Here is a 21,879-nt window from a genome sequence, read left to right on the forward strand (position 1 = left end):
CATTTTCCAGTTTCGCGGCGGACCGTTTTCGGGCCGCGTACTGGTGGTCGCGAAGTTGTCGCTTCGCAGAGACGAAGCGTCAGAGATCGGCGGTAGAGAGTGCAATCCGCTCGCCTGTACCTGGCAAGCGTTTCCCGGCGATCGTCTTGCGAAGACGGTGTTGGGCCAGCCCGAACGCAAGCAACAACTGTTTTGGCGAATCGTCCGCCGCACCGAGTCCCTCGCAAAGCACTTCGGCAGGAAGCGCGAAGGCGCAGTATCCCCATCCGGGACCATACGCTGAAAACCATAACGACGAGTCGGTAGTCAGGATGGGTGCGGTGAAATGGGTCCTGGTTTGATCTTTGTCCAACACCATCCTGTCCGTTAGCAAATGGTACGGTAGATCCGGCCAGATTCGCTGGTCGCAAGTAGCGCAACGCTGTCGCAAGCGCTTGTAGAAACACACCCGGTGTATATCCGACTCACACACTTCGTGCCGTTGCCGCCCCTGACCACCTGGCGTATTCCTACAAGCGCTTGCGGCAAGCGTCTACGAAAAGAACGCGAACGGCAAGATCGCAGCGACATAGACGGAGATTCCGAATGTGGCAAAGCCGAAGCTGATCGCCAGCAACCCGAGAATGCCAGCGGTGACTGCCAGCCCGACGCACCAGCGGTGCCGGATTTGACGGCCCAGGATGACGCTTCTGTCCTGGATCGCTTCCGCGACGGTTTCTGCCGTATTTTCGTATTGACGAAATCTCAATCGAAGCATGTACCACCTCGCTTTGCTTGACGTTGAGATTCTGTCATTTGCCGTATAACGAATTTATAAAATCATAGGCGCGCGCCGTTAATGCGGCATATGCGAGCGCGCGACCAAGTGTTTTGATGAATGACTGGCGCCGCGCGTCGTGTTAGATGCGCGCTGTGAGACCGACATCTACTGGACGGCCAGTGCAAGCTCAGCGCGCAGTTCGTCAAGGACCGTGCGCGATTCAGCCAGCTGCCCGACCAGCCGGGCGGAGGCGGGCGTGAGCGGCACGCGTACCTCGTCCGAAATGCGCCCCTCGATGGACAGCATCGCCTTGATCGCCGACGGATTGGGCGCTGCGAACAGCAGCTTGAGCACGGGCCTGAGACGTTCAAAAATGCGACGCGCGGTATCCACGTCGCCCGCCAGCATCAACGATTGAATTTCGACGAACAGATCCGGACATATATGCGCGCTTGCGAGAATGCCGCCATGCCCACCCGCGGCGAGGCAATCGAGGAACGCTTCGTCCGTGCCGCACAGCACGTTGATGGGCAGATCGCGCAATGTCTTGAAGTGACGACTCGCGCATGCCTTGATGGCGACGATGTTCGCGCATTCAGCCAGCCGACGCACCGTGTCGGGCTCAATCGACACGCCTGTTCGATGAGGGACATCATAGAGCACGATCGACCGTTCCGTCTCGCGAGCAATACGCTCGAAATGGCAGGTGATGCCCGCCTGGTCGGGGCAGACATAGGCAGGCGCCGACACCAGAAAGCCGGCCACGTCCCAACGCTCGAAACGCAGGATTTCATGCACGAACTCGCGCGTGCTGAAGCCTCCGACGCCGACCAGCACCGGCAACCGGCCATCGATGACATCGCTGATCGCCTGTAGAACAGTCACGCGCTCGGTGTCGGACAGAAGGGCGGCTTCGCCCGTCGTGCCCAGCGCGACGATGCCGGCGATGCCGGAACGCGCATAGTGCTCGGTGAGTGTTTGAAGCGCCTCGACGTCCAGTTCGCCTGAACGAAACGGTGTGACGAGCGGAAGCCAGATTCCCGAATACATGTCAGTCCTCCTTTCGCATGCCGGGGCGCGTGATCGCGCCGATCGTCGCTTCAGGCAAGGTCGTGATCAGCGTGTGGAGTGTGAAGTCGATGTCTTCCATTGCAATGTTGAACTGCACGCAGATGTTGTTGCGCGCTGCCTCGGTTCGCGACACATAGACGCCGAGCGGAGAGTGAAAGAGGATGGCGAGATTGGCGCGGAGCGTGTCGGGGCGCGTGCCCGTGAGAAAAACTTCGAGTTGTGCGCGCGGCGCGCGCAGCGGGACGACGTTGGAGCGGTATCGCGGTTGAGCGTCCGGAACGGTGTCGTGCCTGAACAGAACTTGTGCAGAGCCCATGTCGTTGATGTGTACCCTTGAGGGGTTGTCGAGATGGACCAAGCGTAGACCGAAGCGAATAAATGTCGCGTAAAAAAGCGCGTGTTCGCGGAAAAGATTCACGATCGTGATACGGCTTTTATCTGTCGCATCAGCGTCTTTACTCCGAATTTAGAAGCGGCCCGCTACGATCTCCCGGCTTGGCGTTGCAGCGCCGCTGCGTGACGCCGTATCTGGGAGTCAAACCATGTTTGAAATCGGAAAAGAATATTCGCGCGAAGACATTCACAAGGTCACGGGGGGAAGCAAGCATGCGTTCCTGCCCGTCAAAGGCGGCAAGGTCGTTGCGGCCCGCCTGCGACAGGACCTGAATCCCCATGCGCCCGATATCATCGTGTGCGACGGCAGCGCGTCGGCGCGCGCGGCGGGGCGCACGCTCGCGCGACAGACGGATCCCATCCCGATCTTCCTGCGTACCGCGACGGATCGCTTTCGATATGCGGGTGAATATGTGGTCGCGACTTCAATGACCGCCCCTGCCGGTTACGCAGAGTTTGTGAAGAACAGCGGATTTACACTCGGGCAGATATCGCGCGTGATCAGGATGAAGCGACGTTGATTGTTTCGCGAATCCGGCCCGGAACGATGTCGTCGTCCAGATGGATCGACGGCATCGAACCGTGATACCAGGGAAATGACTGTTTCGACGTGAGAGGCACATCCCATGCGACTGCGACCGCCAGGAAGCACACATCGACACGCACCGCGTACCAGGGCAGTGGTGATGATCGTTGTGCTTGTCGTGCTAGTCAACCAGATTCTGACGACTACCTTCGCCCAGAATCATCCAGACATTGCACTCGGCCTGACGACCCTTTTCAGTTTTGCGTTGTGCACGATTCTCAGCGCATGGATGCGCTCCGATGCGAAGCACGCATGGCTCCACGCGCGCGACGAAGGTTTTCTGAGTTCCGCGGAAATACGCGGCGGTCGCACCGTGTGGATCCGGCAGGACTGTCCGAGGCGCTGGCTGGTCGTGCTTCACATCGAGTTCGAAGGCGGACTTGCTGCATCGACGACCGAGTTCCACGTGAGCCGCGCAGACTGACCACGAGACCTGACACGCGCGTCGCACGAGCGCCGATCTTCTATCCGACATTCATCGGTAGCAGCACCATTTGCCGGCCCTGCAAGTGAAGGCGTGTCTGTATTTCGACGGGCGTCTGGTTGTGAAGCCACGCCGTGAGGAAATTGACCCGCTTGAAGATCAGCTTGCTCGCAAAGCAGACGCTATTGGGAAACTCATCCATCGTGGTTTCGGCCAGTTTCATGAACTCGCCGATCGGATGCGTGCCGAAGGCGATCCGGTAATCGGCGGCGATGCCATGCCGCCGGCAATGCGCGACGTAATAGTCGAGCGATGAAGTGATCGTCTGCCGCAGTTTCTCCAGATGCTCCGCACCTTCGTAGCTTTGCGCATCCACTTCGCCGACGGCGAGGAAGATGATGTTCCTGAAGTGTCCGGGAAACAGCCGGTTCACCCACAATAACGCATGCATGCTTGCGCCCCGGTGCTTGCCGACGAGCAGGATCGCGGTGGGCAAGGTCGGGTCGAGTTTGGCCGGCGCCGCATCGGCATCGACTTCAGGGGCAGCACCTGCGAACAGGCTATCCTCTTTTGCGATCTGCGCGCGCGTATCGCTGTAATGACGCTTGATGAGCACGCACAGCACGACCACGGCGCTCGTCACCAGCACGGTGAGCCATCCGCCAGCGGTGAACTTCTCGATTAGCGTGATCACGAGAACTGCGCTCGTGACGGAGAGCCCCAGCGCGGAAAATCCGAAATGGCGTACCCAATGCCTTCCGTCGCCGCGATGCTTCCACCAGTACACGCACAGACCCAGCAGTGACAGGCTGAATGTCAGGAACACGTTGATGCTGTACAGCACGACGAGCACATCCACGTTGCCATGCGTCCAGAACAGGATCACAAGACTCGAAACGCCCATCACGATGATGCCGTTCTGGCGCACCAGTCGTGTCGACAGGTCGCGGAAATGGCGTGGCACCCACGAATCAGAGGCCATGTTCGACAGCACGGCCGGACCGTCGAGAAAGCCGGTTTGCGCGCCCACAAGCAGCAGTCCGGCTTCGAACGCAAGGACGGCCGCGAGCAGCGCATGCCGGGCGAACGACGAGCCGAGCCCGAGATGATCGATCACGCTGCCGAACACGACGGCATTGAGCGTCTGTCCTTCGACCGGTTTCGCGTGCCACAACATGTACAGCAGGATGATGCCGCCTGCGGTGAACGCGAGCGAGGTCGCCATATAGAACATCGTGACCTTGCCGTTCGGCACGCGCGGCTCGGCAAGCATGTTCACGTTGTTCGACACCGCTTCGAGGCCGGTGTATGTACCGCCGCCGAGCGAGAAGGCGCGCATCAGCAGCGCTGTGACGACGAGCGGACCGAGCGCGTGCGACATGCCGTGCGCCTCGCTGGTTGCGCTGGGAACGACCGAGGCCAGATTGCTGCCGTGCACGGCGACGCCGTAGACGATCAGGCCGAAATGCAGCACGACGAAGCCGAGAAAAATGGGCAGCAGCACGAGGATCGATTCGCGCATGCCGCGAAAATTCAGGCCTGTCATCAGAACAATCAGGATGAACTCGGTCGCGAGCTTGAATTCCTGGGCGCCGACCGGCAACAGGCTGAAGAAAGCATCGACGCCGCTTGCCAGCGATGTCGCCACCGTCAGCACGTAGTCGACGAGAAGCGCCGCGCCCGATATGAGGCCCGGACGCGGACCAAGCAGGGCGGTGGCGACGCGATAACCGCCGCCGCCTGTCGGAAACAGTTCGATCACCTGGTTGTAACCGAGCGCGATGATGAAAACCGTCGCCGCCGTGGCGATGGCGAGAAACAGCGCGAGCGCCGTGTGCTGTCCCAATGCAAGGAACGCTTCTTCCGGCCCGTAACAGGACGAGGACAACCCATCCGCGCCGAGTCCGACCCACGCCAGCAGGGGCGTGACTGCAATCGCATGACGGGTGCGGGGATCGAGTGGATCGAGCGGGCTCCCGACAATCAGCCGCCACATCTTGTTCAGGGTGGCCATAGTCTGTCCCCTCCGTTGTAGCGGTTCAATGCGGGCACACATGCCTGCATCCGTCACGGTGGCTGCGGCGCGAGCCCCTGATTGCGCATTTGCGCGCACCCTCGAAGGCGGATCGTCAGAGGTCCGGCCGTTGTGCGGCTGTTCGGTGGTGCAAATGTAGGCGTGGCGGAAATCGTGCGCCAGTCGGCCTTACCCGGGTAAGCCGACGTCGGGAATGGCAACAAAATGCTTACACGTTGCTCAGTTGTACTTTCACAAGGCGTGTGCTCGCTCTGGCGGACAAGGAGGTGTTCGGCCACGGTCGATTGCAGACCTGACAGGCCGCGTCATACGGCCGTTCTCAAACGGTCTCTCGTTTACGGCGTTTTTATACGGGATGCCACGGTCTTGCTGCGGCATTTACCCAAACTGATCTACCGTTCACGCTGTCCCCATTCGTCGCGGGAGACCCTTCCATGGACGTGTTCTATCTCCTCGGAGTTGCGGCTTTCTGGGCGCTGGGCGTCGCGCTGACGCTGGGTTGCGACACACTGCGCAATCGCGCGCCGGGAGGCCGTCCATGATCGCCTGGATGATGTGGCTGGCAAGCGCCGCCACGCTGCTTCTGCTTGTCTACCTCGTGTACGCGCTGCTGCGTGCGGAGGATCTGGAATGAACGCCAACACCCTGTTCCAGTCGGCCCTCTTTATCGTCGTTCTGATTGGCCTCGCCATTCCGCTCGGACGTTATATGACGTCCGTGCTCGATGGCTCGTCCGTCGTCGTGCGCAGGATAGGCCGCCCCGTCGAACATTTTCTGTATCGCCTCTCGGGCGTCGACCCCGAAGCGGAAATGTCGTGGAAGCACTATGCGCTGGCCGTGCTGTTGTTCAATGCACTCGGCGTGCTGGCCGTTTATGGTTTTCTGCGGCTCCAGCAGTGGCTGCCGGCGAATCCGCAATCGTTCGGTCCGATGACGCCGGATGGGGCGTTCAACACGGCCGTCAGCTTCGTGACCAACACGAACTGGCAGGATTATTCACCGGAGCAGACCGTCAGCTATCTCGCGCAGATGATGGGCCTCACGGTGCAGAACTTCCTGTCGGCGGCGACGGGGATCGCCGTTGTCGTTGCGCTGATCCGTGGCTTTGCGCGGCACACCACGCAGACGATCGGCAACTTCTGGGTCGACCTGACGCGCGTCACGCTCTATGTGCTCGCGCCGCTCGCGGTCGTGGTGTCGTTGCTGTTGATCAGCGAGGGCGCGATCCAGAACTTCCGGTCCTATCAGGACGTGCCGACGCTCCAGGTGACGACCTATCAGGTGCCGAAAACCGATGCGCAGGGCAACGCGGTGAAGGACGCAAAGGGCAATCCCGTGATGCAGGACGTTAAGGCCGACAAGCAGACGCTTGCAATGGGGCCCGTCGCCTCGCAGGAAGCGATCAAGATGCTCGGCACGAATGGCGGTGGCTTCTTCAATGCGAACTCCGCGCATCCGTACGAGAACCCGACTCCGCTGTCGAACTTCATCCAGATCCTGTCGATGCTGATCATCCCCGCTGCGTTATGCATCGTGTTCGGGCGCATGGTGAGCGACGGCAGGCAGGGCTACGCCGTGCTCGCCGCGATGACTATCGCCTTCACGGTGGCCGTCGTCGGCGAGATTTCGGCGGAGCAGGCGGGCAATCCCCTCTTCACGTCGCTGCACGTTGACCAGCACGCGTCCGCGATGCAGGCAGGCGGTAACGCGGAGGGCAAGGAAGTGCGCTTCGGCATCGCGCAGTCGGGCATCTTCACGGTCGCGACCACGGCCGCGTCGTGCGGCGCAGTGAACAACATGCACGATTCGCTGACGCCGATGGGCGGTTTCGTGCCGCTGCTGCTGATCCAACTGGGCGAAGTGATCTTCGGCGGCGTGGGTTCGGGGCTATACGGCATGCTGGTGTTCGCGCTGCTCGCCGTGTTCGTCGCGGGGCTGATGATCGGGCGCACGCCCGAATACGTCGGCAAGAAGATCGAATCGTTCGAGATGAAGATGGTGTCGATTGCGATTCTGCTGACGCCGTTTCTGGTGCTGGTCGGCACGTCGATTGCCGTACTCACCGATGCGGGCAAGGCAGGCATCGCCAATCCGGGCGCGCACGGATTCTCCGAAATTCTCTACGCGTTCAGTTCCGCTGCGAACAACAACGGCAGCGCGTTCGCGGGACTCACTGTCAGCACGCCGTTCTATAACTGGCTCACCGCGATCGCGATGTGGTTCGGTCGATTCGGCTCGATCGTGCCCGTGCTCGCGATCGCCGGGTCGCTCGCGAACAAGAAGCGCATCGCTGCGACCTCGGGCACGTTGCCGACCCATGGCCCGCTCTTCGTCGTGCTGCTGCTCGGCACGCTGATGCTCGTCGGCGCGCTGACCTATGTGCCCGCGCTCGCGCTCGGTCCTGTCGTCGAACATCTGATGATGACCGCCGGTCACTGAAATCGAGGTAAGCATGACTACCGCAAAACAACCGCCGGCCCATCGTCCTGACAATCTCGGCCAGGCTCGCACGGCGGCGCGGTCGATGTTCGATCCCGTGCTCGTCAAGCCCGCGATCGTCGATTCGTTCGGGAAGCTTGCTCCGCGCACACAACTGCGCAACCCGGTGATGTTCTGCGTGTACATCGGCAGCATCCTGACGACGATTCTCTGGATTGCCGCGCTTGCCGGCCAGGCCGAAGCGCCCGCGGGTTTCATTCTCGCAGTCGCGCTGTGGCTGTGGTTTACGGTGCTGTTTGCGAACTTCGCGGAAGCGCTCGCCGAAGGGCGCTCGAAAGCGCAGGCGGCCTCGCTGCGCAGTGCCAAGCACAACGTGATGGCGAAAAAGCTCAACGAGCCGCATCCGAAGGCGCCGATCCGCATCACGACGTCGACCGATCTGCGCAAGGGCGATGTCGTGCTCGTCGAAGCGGGCGATGTCATACCCGCTGACGGCGACGTGATCGAAGGCGTCGCTTCCGTCGATGAATCGGCGATTACGGGCGAATCCGCGCCTGTAATCCGCGAGTCGGGCGGCGATTTCTCGTCGGTGACGGGCGGCACGCGCGTGCTGTCGGACTGGATCGTCGTGCGCGTGAGCGTCAATTCGGGTGAGGCATTTCCCGACCGCATGATCGCGATGGTCGAAGGCGCGAAGCGCCAGAAGACCCCGAACGAGATCGCGCTGACTATCCTGCTCGTCGCGCTGACGCTCGTGCTGCTGTTCGCGACGGCGACGCTGCTGCCGTTCTCGATCTTTGCGGTCGAGGCGATGAAGACGGGGCATGTGGTGACGATCACGGCACTCGCCGCGTTGCTCGTGTGCCTGATTCCGACGACGATCGGCGGGTTGCTGTCGGCGATCGGCGTCGCAGGCATGAGCCGCATGATGCAGGCGAACGTGATCGCGACGTCGGGCCGCGCCGTGGAAGCGGCCGGCGACGTCGACGTGCTGCTGCTCGACAAGACGGGCACGATCACGCTCGGCAACCGTCAGGCGTCCGCGTTCGTCCCGGGTCCGGGCGTAACGGAGCACGACCTCGCCGATGCGGCCCAGCTCGCGTCGCTCACCGACGAAACGCCGGAAGGGCGCAGCATCGTCGTGCTTGCGAAGCAGCGCTTCAATATCCGCGAGCGGGACATGGGTGCGCTGCACGCCACTTTCCTGGGCTTCACGGCTCAAACGCGAATGAGCGGTGTCGACTTGCCGGACCGGGAAATTCGCAAGGGGGCATCGGACGCGGTGAAGCTGTATGTCGAGGCGAACGGCGGCCGTTATCCCGCGGAAGTCAACAATGCGGTGTCGGACATTGCGCGACGCGGCAGCACGCCACTCGTCGTAGCGGAGAAACCGGGCGCACATGGGGCGACGGAAGGGCCCGCGCGTGTGCTGGGCGTGATCGAGTTGAAGGATATCGTCAAGGGCGGCATAGGAGCGCTTTGCCGAGTTGCGCAAGATAGGCATCAGGACCGTGATGGTGACAGGCGACAACCGGCTGACGGCAGCGGCGATTGCAGCGGAAGCGGGCGTCGACGATTTCCTCGCCGAAGCGACACCCGAAGCCAAGCTCACGACGATCCGGTCGCATCAGGCTCAAGGACGGCTGGTGGCGATGACGGGCGACGGCACCAACGACGCCCCCGCGCTCGCGCAGGCCGACGTGGCCGTCGCGATGAACACGGGCACGCAGGCCGCGAAGGAAGCGGGCAACTCGGTCGATCTCGATTCGAATCCGACCAAGCTGATCGAGATCGTCGAGATCGGCAAGCAGATGCTGATGACGCGCGGCTCGCTCACCACGTTCTCGATCGCCAACGACGTCGCGAAGTACTTTGCGATCATCCCCGCCGCGTTTGCGACGACGTATCCGCAGTTGCGCGTGCTGGATGTGATGCGCCTGACTTCTCCATCGTCGGCGATTCTTTCGGCGGTGAACTTCAACGCGCTGATCATCGTGTTCCTGATCCCGCTCGCGCTGAAAGGCGTGAAGTATCGCCCGCTCGGCGCCGCCGCGCTGCTGCGCCGCAATCTGCCGATCTACGGGCTGGGCGGCATTCTGCTGCCGTTCCCGTTCATCAAGCTGATCGATATGTTCATCAGCGCGATGGGCTGGTCATGATCGAACCGTGTGACCTTGCCGGATGGGTATCGCGTTTTGCCCGTCCGGCCTTTTTCAACAAACAGGCTTTGTAAGTCAACGACCATGAAGAATGCATTGCGACCCGTGCTGGTGCTGTTCGTCGCGCTGACGGTGGTCACCGGCATCGTTTATCCCGTTGTCGTCGCGGCCGTCGGCCAGGCTGTATTTCCGCATCAGGCGAACGGCAGCCTCATCGAGAAGGACGGCAAGACGGTCGGCTCGGCGATCATCGGCCAGCAGTTCGACGCGCCGTACTACTTCTGGGGACGGCTGTCGGCCACGACGCCGAATCCGTACAACGCACAAGGCTCGAGCGGCTCAAACCTCGGCCCGACCAACCCGGCGCTCGCCGATGAAGTAAAGGGGCGCCTCGCCGCGCTTCACGATGCCGACCCGTCGAACCCGGCACCCGTGCCTGTCGATCTGGCTACGTCATCGGGTAGCGGCCTCGACCCGGATATTTCGCCGGCGGCCGCCGCGTATCAGGCCGATCGCGTCGCGAAGGCGCGCGGCCTGTCCCGCGAGCAGGTGGACGGACTGATCGCACAGAACTTGTCGAGGCGGCAACTCGGCGTATTGGGCGAGCGCCGTGTGAATGTGCTGAAGCTCAACCTCGCGCTCGACCAGCTCAAGCCGATGCATTGATGCATCAAGTGCATGACAGCGCGGCACGCGGCCACAACGCGCGCGCCGCGACGACAAGTTGACGGGATGACCTCGCGGGGAGACATGCGATGAACCGGCCCGATCCCGATGAATTGCTGGACAGGATCCAGCGCGACGAAGAAAAAAGCCAGCGCGGCCGGCTCAAGATCTTCTTTGGCGCCTCAGCCGGCGTCGGCAAGACGTTCGCGATGTTGCAAGCCGCGAGGCGCCGCAAGGAAGAGGGCGTCGATGTTGTCGTGGGTATCGTCGAAACGCATGGACGCAAGGAGACGCTCGCACTGATCGAAGGCTTTGAAGTCGTTGCGCCGGCTCGGATCGAATATCGCGGGAAGTTGCTTGCGGAATTCGATCTCGATGCGGCGCTTGCGCGCAAGCCGCAGTTGATACTCGTCGACGAGCTCGCGCATTCGAATGTCCAGGGCAGCCGGCATGTGAAGCGCTGGCAGGACGTGCACGAGTTGCTCGACGCCGGCATCGACGTCTACACAACCGTCAACGTCCACGAAAGCCTGAACGGCGTGGTCGGGCAGATCACGGGCATCCGCGTGTGGGAAACGGTGCCCGACCGTGTATTCGATCTCGCCGACGAGGTGACGCTCGTCGACCTGCCGCCGGAAGAACTGCTCGACCGCCTGCGCGAGGGCAAGGTCTATATGCCGCAGCAGGCAGAACACGCCGTGCGCAATTTCTTCCGCAAGGGCAACCTGATTGCGCTACGCGAACTGGCGTTGCGCCGCACGGCTGACCGTGTCGATGCGCAGATGCGCGAATATCGCGCCGATCAGTCAATCGAACGGATCTGGCAGGCGCGCGAACGCATCATCGTGTGCGTCGGTGCGGGCCAGGAAAGCAGCAATCTCGTACGCGCGGCGGCGCGCCTCGCGTCGAGCCAGAAAGCGGACTGGCTCGCCGTGTATGTCGAGACGCCCAGACTTCAGCGGTTGCCGGACCCGATCCGCAAGCGCACGCTCGACGCACTCAGGCTCGCCTCCGAACTGGGCGCGGAAACGGTGACGCTGCAGGGCGACGACGTCGCGCCCACGGTCATTGCCTACGCGCGCATGCGCAACGTCTCGAAGCTGGTGGTGGGCGCATCGTCGTTGGCGGGATGGCGCGCGCGGCTGACACCCTCTGTCGCGCAGCAGATGGTCTGGTCCGCGCGCGATATCGACGTCACGCTCGTCAATTCCGGCGCTGTGCGCGAGGCCGCCGAGCGTCACGATGCGGTGCACGGGTTCGCCGGGCCCGGCACGGAAACGTGCCGGTCTTCCGGGGCCGCTTATGCGTATGCGTTCGCCATCTGCGCGGCGATTACAGCCGTCGCCAGCGGCTTGCTCGACCGGATCGCGCTCGCCAATCTCGTGATGCTGTATCTGCTCGGCGCGGTGTTCACCGCTGCTCGACTGGGGCGCGGGCCGGGCGTGATGTTTTCGTTTCTCGGCGTGGCTGCCTTCGATTTCTTCTTCGTGCCGCCCCGCATGTCGTTCTCGGTCAGCGACACGCAATATCTGCTGACATTTGCCGTGATGCTGATGACGTCGCTGACGATCAGTCACCTGACGGCAAGCCTCAAGCGTCAGGCGCGTCTCGCCACGCTGCGCGAGCGCCGTACGGGTGCGATGTTCGCGATGACGCGGGAACTTGGTGGTGCGCTGATGACGGACCAGATCATCGAGATTGGGATGCGTCACGGGGTGACCTTGATCTACGTGCGATTTTCCGGTTAGGGTGATCTAGACTAGACGCTGCCCTGCGAACCGCCCCCAATAGATATTGGTTGTAAATCAAAGGGCTGCTGTCTGGGTGCTTGGCCGGTAGAGAGCGACCGGGGGGGGGAAGAGGGAGCAGCACGATCCACATCGGTATAAGATCCAAACTCTTGCCCAGCACGCTTTGCGGGCTGACTTCGGCAAAAAGGCCGTGCAGACATGAAGGCCAGGAAAGGCGAACATCCAGCCCTCATGGTCTGCGTCGAAAAGCCACCCATCAGCCCGTCCCGCTCCCCGGAACGCGCTTTTTCATCAGCAACTGGAGGAGCACGGGCAGCAGCAGAAGCACGAGCGGCAACTGCACGATGAGCCCGGAGATAATCGCAATGGCGAGCGGCTGCTGCATCGCCGAGCCCTGGCCCAGTGCAAACGCGAGCGGCAGCAGCGCGAGAATTGCCGCGATGGTCGTCATCGCGATGGGACGCAGACGGTTGCGGCCCGCTTCGACGAGCGCGCGCTCGAATGGCAGGCCTTCGTCGCGCACAAGTCCCTGCAGTTCCGACACGTAAAAGATGGCGACCTCGGTCACGATACCGATGATCATCGTCATGCCCATCATCGCGGAGATGTTCAGTTCGATGCCCGTCATCCATAGCCCGATGAAGACCGCGCCCGCAGCGAGCAGTGGCATCGCCATCACCGCGAGCGCAACGCGAAAGCGCTCGTAGAGAAAGAGCAGCAGGCCGAACACGAGCGCCACGGCCGCGCCGAACACCGTGACGAGCCCCTTGAACGCGATCTGCTGCTGCTGGTACAGACCACCAAGCTCGTAGTAGACGCTCGACGGCAGCAGTTGCGGTTCACCGAGCGCCCTTTGCACATCGGCGACCGTCGAACCCAGATCGCGCCCGTCAATGCGTGCCGTCACGGCCACCATGCGCTTCAGGTTGTCGCGGCTGATCTCCGGCTGGCCTGTGACCTTGACCATATCCGCGACGCGGCCAACGGGAAACAGATGACCGTCCGGCGCGCGCACGAGCAGCTGGCCGAGTTGGGTATCGGTGAGGCTCAGGGCGTTCGCCACACGCACGCGAACGCCGACCGTCTTCGGCCCGCTCTGGAACTGTGTGGCGACGCTGCCTTCCAGCATGTCGGAGATGGTCTGTGCGACCGATTGCACGTCCATCCCTTCGGCCGCTGCCGCATCGGGGCGAATCCGCATTTCGAGCGCATCGCCGGCGGGATTGATACCGTCGTTCACATCGACGACGCCCGGAATCTTGCCAATGCGCGCCGCGACCTTGCGGGCCGTCGTGTCGAGCGTGTTCTGGTCGTCGGAATAGATCTTGATCTGCACGGGTTGCGGCACCGCTGTCAGATCGCCGATCAGATCCTCCATCAGTTGGGCGAGCTCGACGCTCACGCCCGGCACCTGAGTCTCGATCTGCGAACGGATTTCTTCCATCACCGTTTCGATCGGCTCGCGACTGCCGGACTTCAGCCGCACGAAGAAATCACCACGATTCGGTTCGTTCAGATCACCACCCAGACCCGCGCCTGTACGGCGCGAGTACGTCGAGACATTCGGATTGGACTGCACGATCGTCTCGATCTGCTGCATCAGGCGGTCCGTTTCGGTGATCGACGTGCCGGGCGCCGTGTGATAGTCGAGCACGAAGCCGCCTTCGTCCATCGTCGGCATGAAGCCGCTGCCGACCTGCGTGAACGCGAACGCGGCGACAGCGATGAGCGGCACGAGACCAGTCAGCACGAGCCAAGGCTTCGACGTCACATGCTCGATCAGATACGCGTAGCGCCTGTTCATCCACGATGCGAGGCGCGTTTCCTCGTGTTCTTCCGCGTCCTTCGCCTTGAGCCAGTGATCACACAGAATCGGTACGGCGAGCCACGTCACGATGAACGAGATGAGCAGCGCGCTTGCCATCGTCACGGACAGCGCCTTGAAAAACGCGCCTGTCACGCCGGAAAGAAACGCAAGCGGCACGAAGATGATCAGCGTCGCGGCCGACGAGCCCGCAAGCGGGCGCGTGAATTCGAGCGCTGCCGACATCACGCGGCCATGGAACGCCTGCGCGCCCGCTTCGCGCATGCGTCGCACGATGTGCTCGATCATCACGATCGCATCGTCGATGACGAGACCGACGGCGGCCGCCATGCCGCCGAGCGTCATGATGTTGAAGCCCATGCCGAACACGTCGAGCAACAGGATTGTGGCAGCCATGACGACGGGCACGAGCGCGACGGCAATGGCCGTGATCTTCCAGTTGCGCAGAAACACGAACAGCGTGAGCGCGGCCAGCACAACGCCGATCATGATCGCGTCGCGCACGCTCGACGCCGACGCGACCACCAGCTCGCTCTGGTCGTACCAGTTTGCGAGGTGCACACCGGTTGGCATCTTGTGCTGGAAGTCCGCAAGTCTCGCGTGAATCGCGCGCGCCATCGCGACGCTGTTCGCCCCCGGCTGCTGATAGATGTTGATGAGCACGGCATCCTTGCCGTCGGCTGTCACGCGCATCCATTGCGGCACGACGCCCTGCTGCACCGTGGCGATATCGCCGAGCCGAATCTGCGTCGGCCCATTCGACGACACGACAACGTGCCTCAGTTCATCGATATGCGTGATCGTCGTGTTCGCGATTACCAGATACAGCTTGTAGTGATCCTCGATGCGGCCCGTGGCCATCAGCACGTTGCTCGTGCCGATCGCTTTCGATACGTCCGCGAGCGAGAGCTTGTATGCGGCAAGACGCGCCGGGTCGATCGCCACTTCGAACTCGTCCTGGGCGCCACCCATCACGTCGACACGCGCCACGCCTTCCACCGACGACAGCAACGGGCGCAACTGGAATTGCGCGAGATCGCGCAGTGCCGACTGCGACTGTTGCTGCGAAGTCAGGCTGTAGGCCAGTACAGGAAACACGGTCGGGTCCATGCGGCGCACCTGCATCGACGTGCCTTGCGGCAGCGTCGCGAGGATCTCGCTGATGGCCGACTGCGCCTGCAGCGTCGCCTGTGCCATGTCCGTGCCCCAGTCGAAATTGATCGAGATCTCGGCGGCGCCGCGGCTCGTTTTCGATTCGACGTCACGCACGTTCGGCACGCGGCGCAGCGCTTCCTCGACGGGCATCGTGACGAGCGTCGTCATCTGTTCGGCGGGACGGTCGCCGGCATCGAGCGATACGACGGCGCGCGGAAACGCGACGTTCGGAAACAGCGAAATCGGCATGCGGAACGCGGTGAGCGCACCGGCTATCGCAAGCAACGCGACGACGAACAGCAGCGAACGACGATGCCTTTGCATCCACTGGCTGAAGTTCATCGCGTCGTTCCCTTCCTTGCGTTCGGCCCGATGCCCGGCTCATTCGTCCCATCGATATGCACAGCTGCGCCATCCTGCAGTTCATAGTTGCCGACAACAACGAGCGGACGTGCCGCGTCGATTGCGCCATCGACGCCATAACGGTCACCGTCCTCGACGACTTTTTTGACGTTCACGCGATGCGCCTTGTTGTCGCTGCCCGTCTGATACACATAGTCGCCATGCGCGTCGCTCAATACGGCGCTGCGTGGCACGATCCAGTGCGTGCCCGATTGCGTCGCGATGTCGGCCTTCACGCGCGTGCCCGGAATGAAAGCGCTTTGCCCGAACGGTACGCTCGCGCCGATATTGACGAGCTGGCTTTGCGCATCGATGGACGCACCGACCATCGCAACACGTCCCGCGACGCGCGCCGTCTGAAGCGCCGTCGAGAGGCCGCTGACGATGATGGCGTCGCCGGGATGGATCGATGCGGCATCGGCGGGTTCAACGCCGAGCGTCACGTTCGGCCGTGAACTATCGCCGCGCGAGTCCGCCGACAGCTGCAGGATCGGCGCGCCCGCCTGCACCTGATCGCCCTGCGCGACGGTCACCTGCGTGACGACCCCGTCATGCGGCGCGACGATGGTCGTGTGCCCGGCGCCGATGCCGAGTTGCTGTTGCGCGTCGAGCGCCTGTTTTGCATCGAGCGCGGCCTTGCGCGCGCTGGCCAGCTGCGATTGCGTCGCGAGTGACTTGTCATAGAGCGATTGCGTGCGTGCGAGTTCGTCCTGCGCGAGCCGCGCCGCGCTCTTCGCCTGCGTTGCCGCGACCACGGCTGCGGGATCGGCCTGCACGACAAACAGCGGTGCGCCGCGCTTGACGGCCTGACCGGCCTGCACGCGCATCTGGTCGATGCGCGCGACGTACGGCAGATCGACGGTCGTCACGCTCGACGATGAACTCGCGACCACGCCGTATGCATGAACAGGCTGGGCAATCGTCCCGCGCGTGGGCGTGACCGTCTGCACGGTGGTGACGGGCGCTTCATCCGCATAGGATGAAGCACAACACACTGAGAGGACTGCCGAGATGCCGGCAGCGACGAGGCCGGAATAAAGCCATGTGCGGTTATTTCGCATCGGATTCGGTGAAGGTTCTGTCTGAGGAGTAAGCATCGGGGATCGCGCTGCCGAGCAACGCCTGCAAGCCGACGCGCTGTTCGGCAAGCGACTCGTGCAGCGTCGCCACGTCAATGCGTTTTGTGATGGACGCGCTTTGCGCATCGACATATGCGCCGAGCGCGAGGTTGTGTTCCGCGTAGGCCGCGGTGGCGTGCGTTGCCGCAGCGTCGACATCGGGCAGCGCCGATTCGGTTGCTTGCAACTGGCGCGTGAGGATCGCGGTGTCCGCGCGCATTTGGGCGACGTCCGCGTAGGCCGTGTTGAGCCGGTCCTGATACTCGTCGCGCAGACGTTGACGCGTTGCTCGCTCGATCGCAACGTTGCCCTGGTTGCGATTGAAGACCGGCAGGCTCAGGTTGATCTGGAAACCGCTCGTGTAGATGTTGGACGTGTCGCGTGCGCGTACGAAGCCCACGGAGAGGCTCGGAAACTGGCTGAGAATCGCCGCGCGATACTTCTGCTCCTGCGCTTCGTAGCCCGCCCGGAGCGCGAGCAGATCCGGTCTGCGTTCGGGCAGCGCGGAGAGGGCGGCGTCGAGGGTGTCGTCAGCGAGCGGCACGTCGTGATCGTCGCCCGTCAGTTGCAACTGCACGTCCTGTGCGAGACCGAGCAACGCATTCAGATCGTGATGCGTCTGCTGGGCGGCACGTTGCGCATCGGTGTACTGGCGGTTCGCGTCCGTGTATGACGCGAGCGCAGCTGTCAGCGTGTCTGCGGTCAGATTGCCGGTGCGCTGCGCTTCGGCCATCCGTTCATAGCGCATGCGCGAAAGGTCGCGCTGCTGCTGCAACAGCGGCAACGTCTGCTGCTGGAAGCGCGACTTGATGAAGAGCTGCCTGGCCTGTGCAACGGTCTGCCACTCCTGCCAGAGCAGCCCGAGATCCGTCTTCGCAACAGTCGCATCAGCGGACTGCCTGTTCGCGCTGCGCGTGACGATCGCCATCACGTCCATGCTCAAGCCGTAGTTGAACGCGCGCGTCGCGCCGTATGCGCCCGGATAGTCGCTTGAAATGCTCAGTTGCGGATCGGGCAGCAGACCTGCGGAATAGGCCTGTGCACAGGCGATATGCAGATCGTCGCGCGCGAGCTTCAATGCCGGATTGTTCGCGACGGCGAGCATCGCGACCTCTTCGATATCGAGTCCATCGGAAGGATCGAAGCGATGCGCGGCCAGTTCAGGCAATGGCATACGCGACGGGTCGATCTGGATGCGCTCGAGTTGTGTGGCAGAGGTACTGGTCGTATAGGGCGAAAGCGGATCGCGGTGATACCAGGTGCATCCTGACAAGGTCAGGACATAGACGCCCGCGATGGCCGCAAACGGCATGCGTCGTGAACCGAAGCGCGTGCGGACAAAACGGGCGGCAGAGTGGAAGGACAAGGCATACTCCTGAGCGGGGCCGCTCGGATGAAGATTGCGTCGAGTAACGGGCGGATTGTCGGCAGCACGCGCTTAAGAGACCCTTAAGGGCGCGTTAAGCAAAAGGCGCCGACAATGAAGGCTATTCAGGAGAACTGGCGCCATGCGCTTGCTGCTGGTGGAAGATGACGAGATGATTGGCGAGCCCGTCGCGGGCACGATGCGGCGCGCGGGCTATGCGATTGATTGGGCGCGCGATGGACGCGAGGTCGAACTGACGCTGGACCACGATGTCTACGACCTGGTTCTGCTCGACCTCGGCTTGCCGGAAGCGGATGGCATCAATGTACTCAACCGTTATCGCCGGCGAAGCGGCAATGCGCCTGTGATCATTCTCACGGCGCGCGATGCCGTTGAAAGCCGCATCGGCGGACTCGATGCGGGCGCGGACGACTACCTCGTCAAGCCTTTCGATCTCGACGAACTCGCTGCGCGTGTGCGTGCCTTGCTTCGTCGGCGCACGGGGCAGACCAGTCCCGTCTATTCGCATGGCGATCTGACATTGAATCCCGCCACACATGAAGCGACGTTGAAAGGCGAACCGCTTGCTCTCGTGCCGCGCGAATTCAGCCTGCTGCAGGCGTTGATCGAAGGACCGACGCGCGTGTATACGCGCTCGGAACTCGAGGAGAAGCTGTATGGCTGGGGCGAGGAAGTTGGCAGCAATACGATCGAAGTGCACGTGCATAGCCTGCGTCGCAAGATCGGGGCAGAGCAGATCGTGACGGTGCGCGGCGTGGGCTATCGCCTGAAGAGGTGCGAATGACGTCGATCCGGCGCTGGCTGCTCGGCTGGCTGATCGCTGGCCTGGCTGTGGCAGCGTCGATCGCGGGTTTTGGCATCTTTCATACGGCACGTGAAGAGGCGAGCGAACTGTTCGACTACGAATTGCGTACGGTGGCGCTTTCTGTGCCCGCGAATATCAGCCGCGTCGATACGCTCACGCGGCGCACGCCGGATTTCGAAGGTCTGTCCGACGATCGCATTCTTATCGAGATCTGGGATCAGGCTGGCAGGGGCGTTTATAAATCGCTGGGCGGTATCGATCTTGCGCGCTTTCCCGAAGGCATTCGCACGATTGAACGCGATGAATATCACTGGCGCGTGTTGGGTGTTCAGGAGGGCGATCGTTTCGTACAGGTCGCTCAGCCCGTGTCCGTGCGCGAAGATCTGGCCTTGCGGCTGGCATTGCGTACGCTGTGGCCACTCGGTCTGTTCTTTCCCGCGATCATTCTGATTGTGCTTTGGGTGGTCGGCCGGGGACTCGCGCCGCTTGGCAGCATTTCCCGCGCATTGTCGACACGCTCACTGGATTCGCTTGAACCGCTGCGGCTCGATGGCCGCATGCCCGTCGAAATGAAACCGCTCGTCGAGGCACTCAATGATCTGCTGCATCGGTTGAACATTGCTTCCGAAATGCAACGCACGTTTGTCGCGGATGCCGCGCATGAATTGCGCTCGCCGCTGGCCGCGCTGAAGCTGCAATTGCAGGCCGCCGAGCGCGATGGTTCACTGGTCGGCAGCAAGCCGGCGTTCGCGCGCATCGAAGGGCGTCTGAACCGGTTAATCCACCTCGTACACCAGTTGCTGACGCTGGCACGTGAAGATGCGCCACGCAGCGCGAAATTCGAAGCCGTGAGTCTGCGCAGATTGTGCGAGCGTGCGGTGGGTGACTTCTCATTGCTCGCCGAGGCAAAGCAGATCGACCTGGGGCTTGAATGCAACGGCTCATCGACGAAAGCCGACGATGCCTACATGGTGCGCGCCGAGTCGCAGGGACTCGAAGTGCTGCTCAATAATCTGATCGACAATGCGATCCGTTACACCCCCCGGGGCGGGAAGGTGGATGTGATCCTGACGCGTAGCGGTAGTGAGGTCAGCATGAGCGTATCGGATAGCGGCCCCGGCATTCCGGCGGCGGACCGCGAGCGCGTTTTTGACCGGTTCTATCGCAGCACGGGCCACAAGGAACATGGCAGCGGCCTGGGTCTCGCCATCGCGCTGAAAATCGCTCAGCGTCATCACGCGACACTCTCCTTCGACAGCAACGACGACCGTCCAGGTCTGCGCGTCACGCTCTCCGGGTTGCGGACCGGGTAACTGTGGCCATCCTGTCACCATGCGAGCTGTTTCAGCGGCCACCCACGTGCGGCGTTCTTCGTCAGAAGGAGCGATGGATGCCGTTCACCGGCATCTATGCTTCACCACTCCCATCGATACAGTATGCGGCATCCTGATGCATTCGAGTCTGGCTGTCACGACGCAGGGCATCGCATTGGGACTCGCAGCAACCAGGTTCGCGGCCGATTGAGGAGAAGGTGCAAAGTCTACGGCAATCGACAGCACTGTTTGGGCAGCCGCAGCGTTGTTTTCATGGCGGAGATCGCGAAAACGATATTTGCTAACTTTCTGTCATGGCCCATGAGCTGAAGACCAATTCCCTGGTGCGAACCGGACCTTTGATGAAAACGCGCTCGCATCCCGCGACGAAAGCGCGTTTCACCTTTCGTATTGAAGCCTGCTCAACCTTTCCCACTCATCTGATCCATCATCGCGATCAGATCGGCGAGCGCTACCTTGCACCTGGCCTGTTCGGGCGACTTCTCGCGCAGCGCTTCGAGCGCGTTGTCGATGGCCTTGTCGAGCTTGTGCCAGTCGGCGGCGGCGCGCGGTTTGAGCGAAGGCTCAGCATCATCCCACGATGTTTCGAGATCCTTGATCCGCTTTTTCGCGCCGGCCAGATCATTCGCGTCGACGAGCTTCGACGTGTCGGTCGCGATGGTTCGAAACTTCGACAGATCGCCGAGCTTCGATGGTGCAGTAGCTGCATGTGCCACCGAGATCGGCGACAGCGCAGCGAGACGTTGCGACATTGAAGCAATATGCGAGCCTTCGATCGTACAGGTTGCGAAAGCGGCAACTGCGAGTACAGGAACTACCATGCGCCGGTTCATAACCGATCCTCCGTATGAAGATGCAATAGCTTCGCCAGATCTGGCGGCGTGAACTGAAACCCGATGTGTGCTACGTGGCCTGACCCTGGCGCGTTCTGGCCGAAGCGTGAATGCCCACGAGCACGACGATGACGGCGAGGAATACCGCGCTGGTCATGACGGTGCCCATGCCGAGCCCGCCATAATCTCTCGACTGGGACAGCAGATCGCCAAGCGACGCGCCGAAGGGCCGCGTCAGAATGTAGGCGAACCAGAAGATCAGTACATGGTTCGCGCCGAGATACGCCGCGCAGCCCATAAGCAGGAGCAGGATGCCGAACACAACGACGCCGAGGCTAAAGCCGAGGCCGATCGCTTCTGTCGCGAGATCGCCGGCTGCCGTACCCAATGCAAACGTGACAAGAATCGCGGTCCAGTAGAACAGCTCGCGCTTGCTTGTCACGATCGCGTTAATGGAGAGCGTTCGTTCCTTCCGATACCAGATAGCGAAGACGCCGCAGAGCAGAATGGCAAACACCGCGGTACTGAAGTACAGACTGACACCGAGACCGTCGGTCAGTACGTCGGTCAATTGCGTGCCCACGACGCTCACGAGCACCACAGTGAGCCTCTATGGGGCAATGGAAGTCAAGCCCTTTCGCGATCCGTTTTTCCGTTAGTTATCTCCCATTCGAGAGTGCGGCCAGGTTATCCACGGCCGGCCGGCGGGTCGCCTGCTACGACCACGACGCTGGCC

Annotated in this window: 16 protein-coding genes and 3 pseudogenes; 9 read left to right on the forward strand and 10 right to left on the reverse strand. The window is 62.2% G+C overall.

Going from position 1 to position 21,879, the window contains the following annotated elements:
* Positions 1–79: 79 nt before the first annotated feature.
* The 4 genes from AB4Y32_RS32585 to AB4Y32_RS32600 form a co-directional block, all read right to left on the reverse strand.
* Positions 80–358 (reverse strand): hypothetical protein, encoded by a 279-nt coding sequence (locus tag AB4Y32_RS32585; RefSeq protein ID WP_368725258.1) that lies wholly within the window; start codon positions 356–358, stop codon positions 80–82.
* A gap of 174 nt (positions 359–532) precedes the next feature.
* On the reverse strand, positions 533–757 hold the full coding sequence (locus AB4Y32_RS32590; RefSeq protein ID WP_368725259.1) for a hypothetical protein: 225 nt from the start codon (positions 755–757) through the stop codon (positions 533–535).
* Positions 758–925: 168 nt separating this feature from the next.
* Positions 926–1,810 carry a 4-hydroxy-tetrahydrodipicolinate synthase gene (dapA, locus tag AB4Y32_RS32595; protein ID WP_368725260.1) on the reverse strand — a complete coding sequence of 295 codons (885 nt, stop codon included), beginning with the start codon at positions 1,808–1,810 and terminating at the stop codon, positions 926–928.
* A 1-nt stretch (position 1,811) separates the two neighbouring features.
* Positions 1,812–2,147 carry a hypothetical protein gene (locus tag AB4Y32_RS32600; RefSeq protein WP_368725261.1) on the reverse strand — a complete coding sequence of 112 codons (336 nt, stop codon included), beginning with the start codon at positions 2,145–2,147 and terminating at the stop codon, positions 1,812–1,814.
* A gap of 226 nt (positions 2,148–2,373) precedes the next feature.
* On the opposite strand from AB4Y32_RS32600, the gene AB4Y32_RS32605 reads away from it, so the two are divergent.
* Positions 2,374–2,745, forward strand: a complete 372-nt coding sequence (locus AB4Y32_RS32605) for a hypothetical protein (RefSeq protein WP_368725262.1) — start codon at positions 2,374–2,376, stop codon at positions 2,743–2,745.
* A 165-nt stretch (positions 2,746–2,910) separates the two neighbouring features.
* Positions 2,911–3,234 carry a hypothetical protein gene (locus AB4Y32_RS32610; RefSeq protein WP_368725263.1) on the forward strand — a complete coding sequence of 108 codons (324 nt, stop codon included), beginning with the start codon at positions 2,911–2,913 and terminating at the stop codon, positions 3,232–3,234.
* Between the two features lie 40 nt (positions 3,235–3,274).
* Here AB4Y32_RS32610 and AB4Y32_RS32615 read toward each other — a convergent pair whose 3' ends face one another.
* The gene (locus AB4Y32_RS32615) at positions 3,275–5,248 is read right to left on the reverse strand and encodes an APC family permease (RefSeq protein WP_368725264.1); all 1,974 of its coding nucleotides are present in this window, start codon (positions 5,246–5,248) and stop codon (positions 3,275–3,277) included.
* A 559-nt stretch (positions 5,249–5,807) separates the two neighbouring features.
* Here AB4Y32_RS32615 and AB4Y32_RS32620 point away from each other — a divergent pair.
* The 5 genes and pseudogenes from AB4Y32_RS32620 to AB4Y32_RS32640 form a co-directional block, all read left to right on the forward strand.
* Positions 5,808–5,903: a potassium-transporting ATPase subunit F gene (locus tag AB4Y32_RS32620; protein WP_368725265.1), complete on the forward strand. Its 96-nt coding sequence runs from the start codon at positions 5,808–5,810 to the stop codon at positions 5,901–5,903.
* Positions 5,900–7,708, forward strand: coding sequence for a potassium-transporting ATPase subunit KdpA (gene kdpA / locus AB4Y32_RS32625; protein ID WP_368725266.1), 1,809 nt, complete (start codon positions 5,900–5,902; stop codon positions 7,706–7,708). Before AB4Y32_RS32620 ends, kdpA begins: the two co-directional genes overlap by 4 nt.
* Before the next feature lie 13 nt (positions 7,709–7,721).
* Positions 7,722–9,867: pseudogene (kdpB, locus tag AB4Y32_RS32630) on the forward strand (potassium-transporting ATPase subunit KdpB).
* Between the two features lie 84 nt (positions 9,868–9,951).
* Positions 9,952–10,533, forward strand: coding sequence for a potassium-transporting ATPase subunit KdpC (gene kdpC / locus AB4Y32_RS32635; RefSeq protein ID WP_368725267.1), 582 nt, complete (start codon positions 9,952–9,954; stop codon positions 10,531–10,533).
* Positions 10,534–10,622: 89 nt separating this feature from the next.
* Positions 10,623–12,245 (forward strand): annotated as a pseudogene (locus AB4Y32_RS32640) (DUF4118 domain-containing protein); the annotation flags it as partial.
* A 295-nt stretch (positions 12,246–12,540) separates the two neighbouring features.
* Here AB4Y32_RS32640 and AB4Y32_RS32645 read toward each other — a convergent pair.
* Genes AB4Y32_RS32645 through AB4Y32_RS32655 form a run of 3 tightly spaced genes read right to left on the reverse strand, consistent with a single transcriptional unit; the run spans position 12,541 to position 18,150 of the window.
* Entirely contained in the window at positions 12,541–15,606 is a 3,066-nt protein-coding gene (locus AB4Y32_RS32645; protein ID WP_342937199.1) for an efflux RND transporter permease subunit, read from the reverse strand.
* Positions 15,603–16,727 carry an efflux RND transporter periplasmic adaptor subunit gene (locus AB4Y32_RS32650; protein WP_368725268.1) on the reverse strand — a complete coding sequence of 375 codons (1,125 nt, stop codon included), beginning with the start codon at positions 16,725–16,727 and terminating at the stop codon, positions 15,603–15,605. Before AB4Y32_RS32650 ends, AB4Y32_RS32645 begins: the two co-directional genes overlap by 4 nt.
* On the reverse strand, positions 16,717–18,150 hold the full coding sequence (locus tag AB4Y32_RS32655; protein ID WP_368725269.1) for a TolC family protein: 1,434 nt from the start codon (positions 18,148–18,150) through the stop codon (positions 16,717–16,719). Before AB4Y32_RS32655 ends, AB4Y32_RS32650 begins: the two co-directional genes overlap by 11 nt.
* 142 nt (positions 18,151–18,292) lie before the next feature.
* Here AB4Y32_RS32655 and AB4Y32_RS32660 point away from each other — a divergent pair, with 142 nt between their 5' ends.
* Both AB4Y32_RS32660 and AB4Y32_RS32665 read left to right on the forward strand, forming a co-directional pair.
* Entirely contained in the window at positions 18,293–18,955 is a 663-nt protein-coding gene (locus tag AB4Y32_RS32660; protein ID WP_342937196.1) for a response regulator, read from the forward strand.
* Positions 18,952–20,289 carry an ATP-binding protein gene (locus AB4Y32_RS32665; protein WP_368725270.1) on the forward strand — a complete coding sequence of 446 codons (1,338 nt, stop codon included), beginning with the start codon at positions 18,952–18,954 and terminating at the stop codon, positions 20,287–20,289. The genes AB4Y32_RS32660 and AB4Y32_RS32665 overlap by 4 nt, the downstream gene beginning before the upstream one ends.
* Positions 20,290–20,711: 422 nt before the next feature.
* On the opposite strand, the gene AB4Y32_RS32670 is transcribed toward AB4Y32_RS32665, so the two are convergent.
* Together AB4Y32_RS32670 and AB4Y32_RS32675 are read right to left on the reverse strand one after the other, a co-directional pair.
* Positions 20,712–21,143: a hypothetical protein gene (locus AB4Y32_RS32670; RefSeq protein WP_342943275.1), complete on the reverse strand. Its 432-nt coding sequence runs from the start codon at positions 21,141–21,143 to the stop codon at positions 20,712–20,714.
* 70 nt (positions 21,144–21,213) lie between these two features.
* Positions 21,214–21,750 (reverse strand): annotated as a pseudogene (locus AB4Y32_RS32675) (hypothetical protein); the annotation flags it as partial.
* Between the last annotated feature and the right edge of the window lie 129 nt (positions 21,751–21,879).

Origin of the sequence: Paraburkholderia phymatum (genome assembly GCF_040965635.1) — a bacterium.
Lineage (GTDB): Bacteria > Pseudomonadota > Gammaproteobacteria > Burkholderiales > Burkholderiaceae > Paraburkholderia > Paraburkholderia phymatum_B.

Excerpts from the sequence above, each read along its gene's own strand:
- AB4Y32_RS32585 (WP_368725258.1), bottom strand. The coding sequence starts at position 358 with ATGGTGTTGGACAAAGATCAAACCAGGACCCATTTCACCGCACCCATC.
- AB4Y32_RS32590 (WP_368725259.1), bottom strand. The coding sequence starts at position 757 with ATGCTTCGATTGAGATTTCGTCAATACGAAAATACGGCAGAAACCGTC.
- dapA (WP_368725260.1), bottom strand. The coding sequence starts at position 1,810 with ATGTATTCGGGAATCTGGCTTCCGCTCGTCACACCGTTTCGTTCAGGC.
- AB4Y32_RS32600 (WP_368725261.1), bottom strand. The coding sequence starts at position 2,147 with ATGGGCTCTGCACAAGTTCTGTTCAGGCACGACACCGTTCCGGACGCT.
- AB4Y32_RS32605 (WP_368725262.1), top strand. The coding sequence starts at position 2,374 with ATGTTTGAAATCGGAAAAGAATATTCGCGCGAAGACATTCACAAGGTC.
- AB4Y32_RS32610 (WP_368725263.1), top strand. The coding sequence starts at position 2,911 with ATGATCGTTGTGCTTGTCGTGCTAGTCAACCAGATTCTGACGACTACC.
- AB4Y32_RS32615 (WP_368725264.1), bottom strand. The coding sequence starts at position 5,248 with ATGGCCACCCTGAACAAGATGTGGCGGCTGATTGTCGGGAGCCCGCTC.
- AB4Y32_RS32620 (WP_368725265.1), top strand. The coding sequence starts at position 5,808 with ATGATCGCCTGGATGATGTGGCTGGCAAGCGCCGCCACGCTGCTTCTG.
- kdpA (WP_368725266.1), top strand. The coding sequence starts at position 5,900 with ATGAACGCCAACACCCTGTTCCAGTCGGCCCTCTTTATCGTCGTTCTG.
- kdpC (WP_368725267.1), top strand. The coding sequence starts at position 9,952 with ATGAAGAATGCATTGCGACCCGTGCTGGTGCTGTTCGTCGCGCTGACG.
- AB4Y32_RS32645 (WP_342937199.1), bottom strand. The coding sequence starts at position 15,606 with ATGAACTTCAGCCAGTGGATGCAAAGGCATCGTCGTTCGCTGCTGTTC.
- AB4Y32_RS32650 (WP_368725268.1), bottom strand. The coding sequence starts at position 16,727 with ATGCGAAATAACCGCACATGGCTTTATTCCGGCCTCGTCGCTGCCGGC.
- AB4Y32_RS32660 (WP_342937196.1), top strand. The coding sequence starts at position 18,293 with ATGCGCTTGCTGCTGGTGGAAGATGACGAGATGATTGGCGAGCCCGTC.
- AB4Y32_RS32665 (WP_368725270.1), top strand. The coding sequence starts at position 18,952 with ATGACGTCGATCCGGCGCTGGCTGCTCGGCTGGCTGATCGCTGGCCTG.
- AB4Y32_RS32670 (WP_342943275.1), bottom strand. The coding sequence starts at position 21,143 with ATGAACCGGCGCATGGTAGTTCCTGTACTCGCAGTTGCCGCTTTCGCA.